The sequence below is a fragment of the Micromonospora sp. IBSANI012 genome (assembly GCF_052814045.1).
Map to the genome: position 1 here is coordinate 1,927,068 of NZ_CP199933.1, position 13,080 is coordinate 1,940,147.

At 72.7% G+C, this 13,080-nt stretch carries 9 protein-coding genes; 4 read left to right on the forward strand and 5 right to left on the reverse strand.

Annotated features, from left to right (window positions below):
* Positions 1-2 precede the first annotated feature (2 nt).
* On the reverse strand, positions 3-1,328 hold the full coding sequence (locus tag ACTWM8_RS09075) for an ABC transporter substrate-binding protein (RefSeq protein ID WP_377612660.1): 1,326 nt from the start codon (positions 1,326-1,328) through the stop codon (positions 3-5).
* A gap of 278 nt (positions 1,329-1,606) precedes the next feature.
* Here ACTWM8_RS09075 and ACTWM8_RS09080 point away from each other — a divergent pair, with 278 nt between their 5' ends.
* From ACTWM8_RS09080 to ACTWM8_RS09090, 3 genes are all read left to right on the forward strand, one after another.
* Entirely contained in the window at positions 1,607-3,643 is a 2,037-nt protein-coding gene (locus tag ACTWM8_RS09080; protein ID WP_446213402.1) for a beta-galactosidase, read from the forward strand.
* Between the two features lie 40 nt (positions 3,644-3,683).
* Complete coding sequence (locus ACTWM8_RS09085) at positions 3,684-4,460, forward strand: DeoR/GlpR family DNA-binding transcription regulator (protein WP_446213403.1); 777 nt, start codon at positions 3,684-3,686, stop codon at positions 4,458-4,460.
* 135 nt (positions 4,461-4,595) lie between these two features.
* Entirely contained in the window at positions 4,596-5,558 is a 963-nt protein-coding gene (locus tag ACTWM8_RS09090; RefSeq protein ID WP_446213404.1) for a sporulation protein, read from the forward strand.
* Positions 5,559-5,626: 68 nt separating this feature from the next.
* On the opposite strand, the gene ACTWM8_RS09095 is transcribed toward ACTWM8_RS09090, so the two are convergent.
* Positions 5,627-6,007 (reverse strand): hypothetical protein, encoded by a 381-nt coding sequence (locus tag ACTWM8_RS09095; protein ID WP_446213405.1) that lies wholly within the window; start codon positions 6,005-6,007, stop codon positions 5,627-5,629.
* A 192-nt stretch (positions 6,008-6,199) separates the two neighbouring features.
* Complete coding sequence (locus ACTWM8_RS09100; RefSeq protein ID WP_446214509.1) at positions 6,200-8,233, reverse strand: glycerophosphodiester phosphodiesterase family protein; 2,034 nt, start codon at positions 8,231-8,233, stop codon at positions 6,200-6,202.
* A gap of 183 nt (positions 8,234-8,416) precedes the next feature.
* Between ACTWM8_RS09100 and ACTWM8_RS09105 the strand changes: the two genes are divergently transcribed.
* Complete coding sequence (locus ACTWM8_RS09105; protein WP_446213406.1) at positions 8,417-8,839, forward strand: hypothetical protein; 423 nt, start codon at positions 8,417-8,419, stop codon at positions 8,837-8,839.
* Between the two features lie 109 nt (positions 8,840-8,948).
* Here ACTWM8_RS09105 and ACTWM8_RS09110 read toward each other — a convergent pair whose 3' ends face one another.
* Both ACTWM8_RS09110 and ACTWM8_RS09115 read right to left on the reverse strand, forming a co-directional pair.
* Positions 8,949-11,243 (reverse strand): HelD family protein, encoded by a 2,295-nt coding sequence (locus ACTWM8_RS09110; RefSeq protein ID WP_446213407.1) that lies wholly within the window; start codon positions 11,241-11,243, stop codon positions 8,949-8,951.
* Between the two features lie 290 nt (positions 11,244-11,533).
* The gene (locus tag ACTWM8_RS09115) at positions 11,534-13,078 is read right to left on the reverse strand and encodes a tetratricopeptide repeat protein (protein WP_446213408.1); all 1,545 of its coding nucleotides are present in this window, start codon (positions 13,076-13,078) and stop codon (positions 11,534-11,536) included.
* Between the last annotated feature and the right edge of the window lie 2 nt (positions 13,079-13,080).

The following is a 13,080-nucleotide window of genomic DNA, read 5'->3' on the forward strand; positions in this document are numbered from 1 at the left end:
CGTCAGCTGGTGAAGATCGACTTCTTCTGGTTCTCGATGCTGTTCAGCAGCCCGTCGATGTCCTTCGGGTTCTTGATGAACTGCTGGAGCGCCGGAATGATCACAGTGGAGGCGAAGTCCGGCCGGGTGTCGCGGTCGAGGAACTGGGCGATCTCGGTGGCCGAGCCGACCAGCTCGGCGGCCTTCTTCTGCAGCGCGGTGTAGCCGCTGGTGTCGGCGCCGCCGTTGGCCACCAGGGTGCTCGGGTCGTTCTTCACGGTGATGTCCGCGGCGGCCTTCGAGCCGACGTACTCCAGCAGCTTCTTGGCGTTCGCCTCGGACTTCGGCTTGCGGGCCATCATGTAGCCGTCGATCGGCGCGTCCAGGGCCTTCGCCCCGATCGTCGAGTCGACCTCCGGGAAGGTGAAGAAGTCCAGGTCGTCCTGCTCTTCGTTGCTGAACTGCTGGGCGACGAAGAGGCCGAGCAGGTACATGCCGCTCTTCTTCTGCTGCAACGATTGGGCGGCCTCCTGCCAGGTGCGGCCCAGGCTGTCGGCCTGGTGCAGCGGCAGCAGCCCGTTCCAGGCGTCGAAGACCTTCTTCACCTTGTCGGAGGTCCAGGCCTCCTTGCCGGCCATCAGGTCGACGTGGAACTGGTAGCCGTTGATTCGCAGGTTGAGGATGTCGAAGGTGCCCATCGCCGGCCAGCCGTCCTTGTCGGCGAAGGCGATCGGGGTGAGGCCGTCCTTCTTCATCTGCGCGCCGAGGGCGTTGAGGTCGTCGAGCGTCTTGGGCACCTGGTACCCGCGCTGCTGCCAGACCGACTTGCGGTAGAAGACCGCCCACGGGTAGTAGGACGACGGCACGAAGTACTGCTTGCCGTCGTCGCCGGTGGAGGCCTTCTTGAACGCGTCGGAGTAGCCGGAGAGCTTGCCCCAGACGTCGCTGAGGTCGCCGGCCAGCCCCTTGGCGGCGAAGAACCGCATCCGATAGCCGGCGAACCACATGAACACGTCGTCCGGCTTGCCCTGCAGGTAGTTGTTGATGTTCTCCTGGAACGTGTTGTGGTCGACCGTGTTGACCTTCGGCTCGATGCCGGACGCCGTCTGGAAGCCGGTCATCACCTTGGCGATGACCTCCTTCGGCTTCGGGTCCGACTGGTTCGAGCCGATCGACACGGTCTTGCTGTCCGAGCCGGAGTCCGAATCGGAGCCGCAGCCGGCCAGCAGGCCGGTGCCGAGCAGCGCGCCCGCGCCCGCGCCGGCGAGCAGTGAACGCCGCCCGATGCCGGCGACGGAGGGCGGTACGAGCCGGGCGAGGTACTCGGCTTCGGTACGGGGACGGGACATGGTGCCTCCTGCGGATGAAGAGGTGCGGCGCCCAAGGGTTGTCAGTGATGGAGGTGCCGGCGTGTCCGCGAATGCCAACACAGATCCACCGAGATCCAACATTGGCGAACAAGAACAGCCGATGGCGCTTGAAGCTACCCCTCCGTGCGGCCGTGTCAAGAGGGCTGGTCGGGATCGATACCGCAGTGTTGACAAGGGATCCCGTTGGTAAACGTTGGAAACGAGTCGATGTTGGAAAGTGTTGACTTGCGCGGTCATCGGGGGCACTCTCTGCACTCATGCGGCAGCACGGCACCTGGCAGGGCGACGGCATTTTCTACGGCGCGGACTACAACCCGGAGCAGTGGCCGGAGGAGGTGTGGGCCGAGGACGTGGCGCTGATGCGCCGCGCCGGCGTCGACCTGGTCTCGGTCGGCATCTTCTCCTGGGCCTTGCTCGAACCAGCCCCCGGCCGCTACGAGTTCGGCTGGCTGGACCGGGCCCTCGACGTCCTGCACGACGGTGGCATCAAGGTGGACCTGGCCACCGCCACCGCCAGCCCGCCGCCGTGGCTGGCCCACCGGCACCCGGAGACGTTGCCCCGCACCGCCGACGGCACGGTGCTGTGGCCCGGCGGGCGGCAGGCGTACTGCCCCAGCTCGCCGGTCTTCCGGCAGCGTTCGCTCGCCCTGGTCGAGGCGGTCGCCGGCCGGTACGCCGAGCACCCCGCCGTGGTGATGTGGCACGTCTCCAACGAGCTGGGCTGCCACAACGTCCACTGCTACTGCAACGTCAGCGCCGAGGCGTTCCGCCGCTGGCTGCGCGAGCGCTACGGCGACCTGGACACCCTCAACGCCGCCTGGGGCACCACCTTCTGGAGCCAGCGGTACGGCGACTGGGCCGAGATCAACCCGCCTCGCAGCGCGCCGACCTTCGCCAACCCCACCCAGCAGCTGGACTTCCTGCGCTTCTCCTCCGACGAGCAGCGGGCCCAGCTGCGCGCCGAGCGGGAGGTGCTCGCCCGGCTGGTCCGCCAGCCGGTCACCACGAACTTCATGATCGGCACCGGAATCAAGTACCTGGACTACCACTCCTGGGCGTCCGACGTGGACGTGGTCTCCAACGACCACTACCTCACCGCCGCCGACCCGCTGTCGCACCTCGGGCTGGCGCTCGCCGCCGACCACACCCGCGGCGTCGCCGGTGGCGATCCGTGGCTGCTGATGGAGCACTCCACCAGCGCGGTCAACTGGCAGCCGCGCAACGTCGCCAAGACCCCCGGCCAGCTGCGCCGCAACAGCCTCGCGCACGTGGCGCGCGGCGCCGACGGGGTGCTGTTCTTCCAGTGGCGGGCCTCCCGCGCCGGGGCGGAGAAGTTCCATTCCGCGCTGGTGCCGCACGCCGGCCCGGACACCAAGGTGTTCCGCGAGGTGTGCCGGCTCGGCGCCGACCTGAAGGCCCTCGCCGAGGTGCGCGGCAGCCGGGTCGACGCCGAGGTGGCGATCCTGTTCGACTGGGAGGCCTGGTGGGGGGCCGAGCTCGACTCGCACCCCAGCGGCGACGTCACCTACGTCGACCGGCTCCGGGCGCTGTACGGCGCGCTCTGGCGGGCCGGCGTCACCGCCGACGTGGTGCACCCCTCGGCCGACCTCAGCGGCTACAAGCTGGTCCTCGTGCCGACCCTCTACCTGGTCCGCGACGCCGACGCCGAGGCCCTGCGCCGCTACGTCGACGGTGGCGGCACCGCCCTGGTCACCTACTTCAGCGGCATCGTCGACGAGCACGACCACATCCGTCTCGGCGGGTACCCGGGGGCGTTCCGCGACCTGCTCGGTGTCCGCACCGAGGAGTTCTTCCCGCTGCGCGAGGGCGAGCGGGTACGCCTCGACGACGGCGCCACCGCCGACGTGTGGACCGAGTGGCTGCACCCGGAGGGCGCCGAGGTGCTCGCCTCGTACGCCGACGGGCCGCTGCCCGGCGTCGCCGCCCTCACCCGGCACCGGGTGGGCCGGGGCACCGCCTGGTACGTCGGCACCCGGCTGGACGAGGCGGCCACCGACCGGCTGGTGGCCCGGCTGCTCGCCGAGGCGGGGGCGCGTCCCCCGGTGGCCGCGCCGACCGGCGTCGAGGTGGTCCGCCGCCGCGACGGCGACCGGTCCTGGCTCTTTGCCATCAACCACACCGACGCCGAGGTCCGGCTCGACGTCACCGGCACCGAGCTGCTCGGCGGCGCACGCTGCACCGGTGAGCTGCGCGTGCCGGCCGGCGAGGTGGCGGTGGTCCGGGAGGGACACTCCGGTCCGGTCCCGCTCGGCGAGCCGACGGCGACGGCCTGACCTGCGTACCGTTTCAGCGTCCGCCCGGTTAGGAGGCTCGATGCTCGCCCAGCAACGGCAGACCGCCATCCTGGAACTGATCCGGCAGCGCGGCGGCGTGCGGGTCAGCCACCTGGTGAGCCGGTTCGGGGTCTCCGACATGACCATCCGTCGGGACCTGGAGGTGCTCGCCGAGCGGGGGCTGATCGACAAGGTGCACGGCGGGGCGACCCTGGCCGGGCCCGGCTCGGCCGAGGAGCCCGGCTTCGCCGCCAAGTCGATCCGCCAGCAGGGGGAGAAGCGGGCCATCGCCGAGCACGCCGCCGGCATGGTGGAGCCCGGCATGGCGATCGCCCTCTCCGCCGGTACGACCACCGCCGCGCTGGCCACCATGCTCGCCGACGTACGCGGGCTGACCGTGGTGACCAACTCGATCCCGGTCGCCGACGCGCTCTACCAGAACCCGCGCGCCGACCAGACCGTGGTGCTCACCGGCGGCATCCGTACCCCGTCGGACGCGCTGACCGGCCCGGTCGCCGAGGCGGCGATCAGTGCCCTCAACGTCGACCTGCTCTTCCTCGGCGTGCACGGGATGAGCCCGCGGACCGGCTTCACCACGCCCAACCTGCTGGAGGCGGCGGTCAACCGGCGGCTGATCAGCGCCGCCCGGCGGCTGGTCGTGCTGGCCGACCACACCAAGTGGGAGACCATCGGCATCGCCACCATCGCCCCGCTGGAGGAGGCCGACGTGCTGATCACCGACGCGAAGCTGCCGCCGGAGGGGCGCCGGCAGATCGGCGAGCAGGTCGGTGAGCTGGTCGTCGTCGAGGCCGACTGACCGCGGTTCCGGCCGAGGTGGGGACCGGGATGTCCGCCCGCGCTTCCCAGGCACTTCACAGCCGTTCCGATTAGGGTGCCCTGGGTAACGGTCCGCGCTCCACCTCGGAGCGCTTCGTGTGCTGCGGGAGTGTCGATGGTCTTCAAGAAGATGCTGAGCGCGTTCGGTGTGGGTGGGCCCAGCGTCGACACGGTCCTGGCCAACCCGAACACCCGGCCGGGCCTGACCCTCGACGGGCAGGTCAATCTCGTCGGCGGCGACGCCCCGGCGAACATCGAGCAGATCACCGTCGGCCTGGTCACCCGGGTGGAGATCGAGGGCGGCGACACCGAGTACGCCGGCATCATGGAGTTCCAGCGGATGGCGGTCAGCGGGCCGCTGCAGCTGGCGCCGAAGCAGCAGCTGTCGATCCCGTTCCAGCTGCCGGTGCCGTGGGAGGCCCCGATCACCGACGTCTACGGCCAGCGCCTGCGCGGGATGACGATGGGTCTGCGTACCGAGCTGGCGATCGCCCGCGCGGTCGACAAGAGCGACCTGGACCAGGTCAACATCCACCCGCTGCCGGTGCACGAGCGGATCCTGGAGGCCTTCCAGCGGCTGGGCTTCCGGTTCAAGCACGCCGACCTGGAGCGCGGTCACCTCCGCGGCACCCAGCAGACGCTGCCGTTCTACCAGGAGATCGAGTTCTTCGCCGCGCCGCAGTACGCCCAAGCGGTCACCGAGGTCGAGCTGACCTTCGTGACCAGCCCGCACGGCATCGAGGTGATCCTCGAGTGCGACAAGCGCGGTGGCTTCCTCAGCGCGGGCCACGACGCGTTCGGCCGGTACACCGTCTCGCACGCCGACGCGGACCGGGTCGACTGGGGGCAGGTCGTCGACGGCTGGCTGCGCGAGACCACCTCCCGCTACGGCAGCCTGCGCGCCGCCGGCTTCGGCGCCCCGCACGGGTACGGGCACGGCCACCGGGGTCACGGCATGGGCGGCATGGTCGCCGGGGCGGCCCTCGGCGTCGCCGGTGGCCTGGTCGCCGGGGAGATGATCGAGGACGCCTTCGAGGGTGACTTCGGCGGCGGCGACTTCGGCGGCGACTTCGAGTGATCCGACGCGACGATGGCCCCCGGGATTCATCCCGGGGGCCATCGTTCTCACGGCGTTGATCTCGTGGGTCAGTGACGGGCCTTGCGCTCTTCACTGCTGCGGAAGTTGCTGCCGGCCTTGGCCAGGCCCCGGCTGCCCAGGTAACCGATGGTCAGCAGGGTGATGAAGAACCAGGCCTGCGGGGCGCGGAAGATGTCCACCCCGACCGAGTTCTTACCGACCAGGAACGACGCGGCCAGCACGCCGATCACGCCGGCGATGTACACCCAGAACTCCGTCGTACGCAGCGACGGCTTGGTCTCCGTCCCCGGTGCGGGGATTGCCTGCTCGCGGTGCCCGTCGTGCATCATCGGCATCGGACGGGTCGGAGCCTCGGTCATCGCCGCCCGGTTGGGCGCTTCCTGCATCGGCCGGTTGATGGGCCTGGTGGATGCAGCCTGCGTGCTCATCTGGTCCTCCTCAGGATTTGATGAGTACCTGCACTCCCTCGCCCCGCTACCGCGTTTCGGCCACGGCACGGTTCGCGTTCATGGCGCGGGCACCCCGGGTCTACCCGACGCCCCCGAGAGGTAACACCGGCTCACCAGCGGATTGTGACCGCCGGTGGCGCCCTGCGGGGAGAGCGCCACCGGCGTGGTACGTCAGCGCAGGCCGTTGCGCACGGCCACCCGGACGAGCAGCTCCGGGTCGTCGGTGATGAGGCCGTCAACACCCAGGTCGATCACCCGCTGCATGACCGCCGGGTCGTTGACCGTATACGGCACGACCGTGAGCCCGTACCGCCGCTGCAGCTCCGGCACTCGGGGGCCGTGGAAGTAGGCCGGGTCCTCCCGCAGGTACCAGTCGGCCGAGGCGACAGTGCCCTGGCCCGGGTCGTGCACCTGCCAGTTGGCGGAGATCGTCGTCGCGCCGGAGGCGCGGACCAGCTTGCCGAGGTCCTGGTGCTGCCACCAGTCCAGGCCGCCGGTCCACGGGCTCGTGACCGACGGGTCGCCGTAGACGGCGCGCAGCGAGCACTCGTCGGCGAGGGAGGCGCACTCGGCCGGGCCGTACTGCCATACCAGGGCGACCGTCTCGATGCGCGGGTCCAGCCGGTGGGCGTAGCGGATGGTGCGCCAGTCGAACGACTGGATCGTGGTCCGGCGGGTGAAGCCGGCCTGCTGAATCGCGCCGACCAGTTTGCGGGTGAAGCTCGGGTACGGCTCGGTGTCGTCGACCAGCGGGCTGATCTTCGTCTCCACGTTCAGCCGCACGTCGTCGCGGCCGCTGGCGCGCACCAGGGCGAACACCTCGTCGAGGGTGGGGATCCGGGCGCCGGGCGCGGCGACCTGGGCCGGGAACTCCGGCAACGTCCGCGAGCCGCAGTCGACGGTCTTGAGCTGGGCCAGGGTCAGCGCGTGCACCGGCTTGCCGACGTAGAGGAACTGCGGGTCACCCGGGCGGGCCGGCGCGGTGTCGACGCAGTGCGAGCCGTTGACGGTCCGGTCGTGCAGCACCACCAGGTGCCCGTCGGCGGTGACGCCGGTGTCCAGTTCCAGGGTGGAGATCGCCGGGTTCTCCAGCGCGTGCGCGAAGGCGGGCAGGGTGTTCTCCGGGCGGGTGGCCCGGCCGCCGCGGTGCGCCTGGATGTCGAACGGCGAGGCGTACGCCGCGGGCAGTTGCCGGCCGCGGGTGGCCAGCAGGTCGCGGAGCCGGTCCGGGTAGTCGGTGATGAGCCCGTCGACCCCGTCGTCGAGCAGCTTCGCCATGGTCGGCACGTCGTCGACGGTCCACGGGATCACCTTGATGCCGTTGCGGTGCGCGTGCTCCACCATGTCCTTCGTGACGTACGGCCGGTAGCCGGGGTCGGTGACGGTGCCGTTCTGCGGGAAGCCGTGCACCGGGGAGAACGCGCTCGCGCCGAAGCTGCGCACGGCCCGGATCGGGTCGCCGGCGAAGTCGTCGATGTCCAGGCCGCCGAGCCAGGGCGACGCGCCGGGGCGGCCGACCTGGAGGAAGTCGTAGTTGGTCAGGGCGACCAGGGGCAGCCGCGGCTCGACCTGGCGCATCCGCATCAGCGCGCCCCAGTCGAAGCTCTGGACGGTGACCTGCTTGAGCAGCCCGGCGGCACGGATCTCCCGGGCGGTCACCTGGACGAACTGCTCGCGGGGCGCGGTCTCGGTGGGCGCGCCGGCCTCCACCTTGGTCTCCACGTTGAGCGTCACGTCGTCGGCCCGGTAGCGCTTGACCAGGTCGAAGACCTCCCGCAGCAGGGGCATCCGGGCGCCGGGCACGGCCAGCTGGCCGGGCTTGTCCGGCAGGGTCCGGGAGCCGCAGTCGAGGGTGCGCACCTGGGCCAGGGTGAGCGTGTTGACGTACTTGCCGACGTACGGGAACTCCGGGTCCCCGGGGCGTACCGGGGCGGTGTCCACGCACTTGGCCCCGCTGACCTTGCGGTCGTGGGTCACCACGGCCTGGCCGTCCTCGGTGATCTGCACGTCCAGTTCCAGCGTGTTCACGCCGAGCTGGAGGGCGTTGCCGAACGAGGCGAGGGTGTTCTCCACCCGCAGTCCGAGGCCGCCGCGGTGGGCCTGGAGGTCGAAGGTCCGCTCCGGTCCCGGTCGCGCCTGGGCGGGCGCGGCCAGACCGGACGTCACGGTCGCCACCACCAGGGCGGCGATGGCGGTACGGCGCATTCTGCGCACGCTGTCTCTCCTACGGGGGCGGGCGGTTCCCGCCAACCCGCCGGTCAGCATGGGCAGCGGGAACGGCCGGCAGGCGAGCGGCGGGCGGCCGGCCGGTGAACCGGCGCGGACCGGTTTGGTCGCGGCCTGGCCGGGCAGGCAGTGGATTACCGCCAGATCTGCGAGGTGATGGACGTGCGTGACAACGACACGATGCGGGAGTCCGCCCGGCTGGCCGAGGAGCGCCTCACCGCCGGCGTCTACGGCGAGGGCGCCCTGGACGAGGTGACCGTGCCGCAGACGGACGTGCTGCGGGTGATCCAGGAGCAGGACCCGGACGATCCGGCCGACGCCCCGGTCGACCCGAACGTGCTGCGCGACGGCGGCCCGACCCGGGGGCAGGGCGCGATCACCACCACCGGCGGCACCGCCGGCCCGGCCAGCGTGCGCCGGTTGGCCCGCCAGCCGGAGCGGCACCGCGGCACGGTCGCCCCGACCACGACGGGCGACGCCACCACGGGCGGGCTGAGCACGCCCGCCGGTGGCTCGACGAGCGACCAGTCGTCGACCGGCGCCCAGGTGGGTAACTTCACCAACGATCGCGCGAATCCCGGCTGACCCGGTCCCGCGACGATCGCGAACAGAGCAGCAGTGGCCTCACCCGCAAGGGTGAGGCCACTGCTGTCCACATCGGGCCCGCTCCTCGCCGCGGAGCCGGGAGCAGGGGTCAGGACGTGGGGCGGAGCACACCGAGCCGCTGGGTGGCCCGGGTCAGCGCCACGTAGAGGTCGCTGCGCCCGCGCGGGGACTCGGCGACGATGGCGTCCGGGTCGACCACCAGGACGGAGTCGAACTCCAGGCCCTTGGCCTGCCCCACGGTCAGCACCACCACCCGGCTCTCCAGCTCCGGCTGCTCGCCGACCGCCGCCTCCGGCAGCGCGGCCACCACCGCGGCGGCCAACTCGTCGGCCCGGCCCGCCGGCACGATCACCCCGAGCCGCCCGTCGTCCAGACCGGCGGCCTCCCTGGCGGTCACCGCCACCAGCTCCCCGGCCAGGCCGGCCGCGTCCACCGCGCGGTCCCACGGGGGTACGCCGCCGGCGCGTACCGAGCGGGGTGGGCGCAGCGCGGGGTCGATCTCGGCGAGCACCTCGGCGGCCACCGCCATGATCTCGGCGGGGGTGCGGTAGCTGACGGTCAGCTCCTCCAGCCGCCAGCGCCGGGCCACGTACGGCTCCAGCGCGTCGGCCCAGGACGGGGTGCCGGCCAGCGCGCCGGTCTGCGCCACGTCACCGACGATCGTCATCGACCGGCTCGGGCAGCGGCGCATCAGCAGCCGCCAGGCCATCGGCGACAGCTCCTGCGCCTCGTCGATGATCACGTGCCCGAACGCCCAGCTCCGGTCGGCGGCGGCCCGCTGCGCGGTGGTCAGCCGGTCGGCCTCCTCCTGCCGCTCCAGCAGCCGGTCGGCGTCGATCAGGTCGGTGACGCCGAGGATCTCGCCACCGTCGGCCTCGTCCTCGACGTCGATCGAGCGGGAGCCCTTCCAGATCTCCAGCACGCCCTCGGCGTACTCGCGCTGGAAGGAGCGGATCCGCTCGCGGCGGGCGGCGGCGGCCCGCTCGTCCTCGCCGAGCAGCTCGGCGGCCTCGTCCAGCAGCGGCACGTCGGCCGGCGTCCAGCCGCCCGGCTCCCGGTGCAGCAGCGCGCGCTCGGCGTCGGTGAGCATCGGCGCGGCCGCGGCGATCCGGTCGGTCGAGGCGTACAGGTCGGCGAGCAGGCGCTGCGGGGTGAGCACCGGCCACAGCTCGTCGAGCGCGGCCCGGATGCCGGGCTCCTCGCGCAGCTCCCGGCGGATCTCGGCGCGGTCGGCCTCCTCCAGCAGGTTCTCCCCGCCCAGCGGGTCGGCGCCGATCCGCTCGGCGATCTGCGCGGCGAGCGCGTGGACGACCTCGACGTCGAACACGGCGCGGGCCAGGTTGTGCGGGCGGCCGGAGCGGCGGGCCCGGTCGCGGGCCTGGCGGACCATCTCCGGGTCGAGCCGCACCGTGTCCCGCTCGATCTCGATCTCCAGCGGCTCGTCGGGCACCCACTGCCGGTCGTGGACCGCGGCGGCCAGCACCTCGGTCATCGCCGTCCGCCCCTTGAGCGCCGCCGTCTCGGCCGGTTCGGCGCGTCGCGCGCTGACGCCGGGGAAGAGGTCGCCGGGGGTACGCAGCAGCACGCCCGTCTCGGCCAGCGTGGGCAGCACCTGCGAGATGTAGCGCAGGAAGGTCGCGTTCGGGCCGACCAGCAGCACGCCCCGGCTGGAGAGCTCCCGCCGGTGGGTGTAGAGCAGGTACGCCGCGCGGTGCAGCGCGACGGCGGTCTTGCCGGTGCCGGGGCCGCCCTGCACCACCAGCACGCCCGGCAGGTCGGCCCGGATCACCCGGTCCTGCTCGGCCTGGATGGTCTCCACGATGTCGCGCATCCGCCCGGTCCGGCCGGCGTTGAGCGCGGCGAGCAGGGACGCCTCGCCGGTCAGCTCCTCGTGGGCGGTGGGGGAGGCGGTGGCGAGGTCGAGCACCTCGTCGTTGAGCCCGGTCACCTTCCGCTGCCGGGTACGCAGGTGCCGGCGCCGCTTGACGCCCTGTGGGTTGGCGGCGGTCGCGAGGTAGAACGGCCGGGCGGCGGGGGCCCGCCAGTCCATCAGCAGCGGGTCGTAGTCGCCGGTGGTGTCGAAGATGCCGATCCGGCCGATGTAGTGCCGGGCCCCGTCGGTGTCGTCGAGCCGGCCGAAGCAGAGCCCGTTCTCCACGGCGGAGAACTGCTCGACCTGGTCGGCGTACATCTGGACCGCGCTGTCGCGCTGGGACCGGGCCTGCAACGTGCCCCCGGTGTTCCGCAGTTCCTCGGTGAGCCGCTGGGCGGCCTGCTCACGCATGTCGTCCAGCCGGCCGTAGAGCAGCGAGACGTACTCCTGCTCGGGGCCGATCTCGTCGTCGTGCCGCTGCGCGACGGAACCGTCGGATTGCGTTGACAAGCCGTCTCCTCGTCAATTAAGATAGGCGAAGGAATGGCCATGGTTGCCATTCCTTTTTGTTTCTCCGAACGGAGAAAGATACCGCGCCCCGACCCGCCGCACCAAGCATCCCGGCCCCGCGGGCGCCCACGTCACACCCCCGCCACCCCCTGCCCGCCCGCCCCTCGACGGCGACACCGGGCTCATCCCGCCGCGCCGCCCGCGGACGCACTTTCCGAGAAAGAGTGCCTTTACGGTGCCGGATGGCCACGCTTTCTCCGAAACAGGCCAGATCGAGCGGGGTGGGGGAGTCAACGGCGGCGGGTGCATACCTCGGCGGCGCGGGCGACGGTGTCGGTGGACCAGACCACGGCGACGGTGAAGCAGTAGTCGTTGGTGCGGTCCAGGCCGTAGACGACGAAGCTGTTCGTGCCGGCGGGCAACTCCTGGAAGGCGCGCGGGTCCTGCCCGGCGCGGCCGCCGGAGATGACCACCGGCCCCTCCGCGCCCGCCGGGTACTCCCAGTCCAGCGCGATGTTGTCGCGCCGGTCGCGCAGGGTCACCCGACCCGGTGGGGTGCCGGGCGGGGCGGCGACCCCGGCACTGGGCGGCGCGGACGACGCGGTCGGGCTCGGCGCGCCGGTCGGCGCGGCGGCGGGCGCCGGCGGGTCGTCGCCACCGCCGTCGACCTGCGACACCCCGGCGACCACCGCGACGGTGCCCAGCACCACCACGGTCAGCCCGGCCACCACGGCCGGGGTCGCCCGGTTGCGGCGCGGCGGCGGCGCGTGGTGCCGGGGCACCACCACCGGCAGCGGCCGGGACTCCTCCGGGTGGCGCTGACCCACCCGGTGCACCCCGTCGGCCTCCTCGGCGTACCCGTTGGCCAGCCCGACCACGGACGGGGGGACCGGCTCGTGCGCGGCCGGCTCCGGCACGGCGAGCGGCTCCGGCGGCCACCAGTCGGCGTACGGGTCGTCGGCCTCCGGGACGTCGGCGTCCTCGGTGGGCAATCGCTGGCCGGGCACCGTCGGCGGGTACGCCTGGTCGGTCGCCGCCGGCCCCACCGGCCAGGCGGGCGGCTCGGGCGGCCCCTCGTCGGCCGGGGCGGTGCGGGCGGCCGGCACCACCGGGGTGTCCCGCTCCGGCGGTGGCTCGTCGTCGCAGACGTGGTCCGGGTCGGCGGCCGCCCGGGCCAGAGCCGCGACCTGCCGGGCCAGCGGGTCGTCGGCGGGCAGGTGCTGCCGGGCCAGTTCGCGGGCGAGCGCCAGGTTGTCGTGCGCCTCGGTGAACCGGCCGCAGTCGCGCTGCATCGCGCCGAGCCGGGCCAGCATCTTGATGCCGCTGGGGTTGCCGTCGCCGTAGACCTCGCGGTGCAGCTCCCAGGCGTCCTGGAGGCGTTCCCGGGCCTGCGCGCACTGGCCCCGGGCGTACTCCACGGTGGCCAGGTCGGCGTGCGCGGCAAGCACCCGCAGCGACTCCGGCCCATCGTGGGCGGTCAGCTCGAGGATCACGTCGGAGTAGAGCCGCGCGGCGCGGGCGTTGCTGCCGACCCGGTGCAGCACGGCGGCCAGGGTCGCTCCCGCCGAGATCGTCCGCTCGTCCGAGCGCCCGTAGAGCCGGGTGGCGGCCGCGTACGCGAAGGCCGCCCAGCCGCGCGCGGAGTGCGGCTCGCCGAGCGCGACCAGCACCCGCGCCTGGAGCCCGGCGGCGTCGGCCAACTCGGGGGAGGCGTGGTCGGGCCGGGGGTCGGCGTCGGTCAGCGCGTCGGCGAGCAGTCGCTGCGCGCCGGCCAGGTCGCCGGCGGACACCAGGTGGTGCGCCTGGAGGGTCAGTTCACCGAAGCCGGAGGGCACGC

Bases quoted from the DNA above. Each gene is read 5' to 3' on its own strand.
- ACTWM8_RS09075 (WP_377612660.1), bottom strand. From the start codon at position 1,328: ATGTCCCGTCCCCGTACCGAAGCCGAGTACCTCGCCCGGCTCGTACCG.
- ACTWM8_RS09085 (WP_446213403.1), top strand. From the start codon at position 3,684: ATGCTCGCCCAGCAACGGCAGACCGCCATCCTGGAACTGATCCGGCAG.
- ACTWM8_RS09095 (WP_446213405.1), bottom strand. From the start codon at position 6,007: ATGAGCACGCAGGCTGCATCCACCAGGCCCATCAACCGGCCGATGCAG.
- ACTWM8_RS09090 (WP_446213404.1), top strand. From the start codon at position 4,596: ATGGTCTTCAAGAAGATGCTGAGCGCGTTCGGTGTGGGTGGGCCCAGC.
- ACTWM8_RS09100 (WP_446214509.1), bottom strand. From the start codon at position 8,233: ATGCGCCGTACCGCCATCGCCGCCCTGGTGGTGGCGACCGTGACGTCC.
- ACTWM8_RS09080 (WP_446213402.1), top strand. From the start codon at position 1,607: ATGCGGCAGCACGGCACCTGGCAGGGCGACGGCATTTTCTACGGCGCG.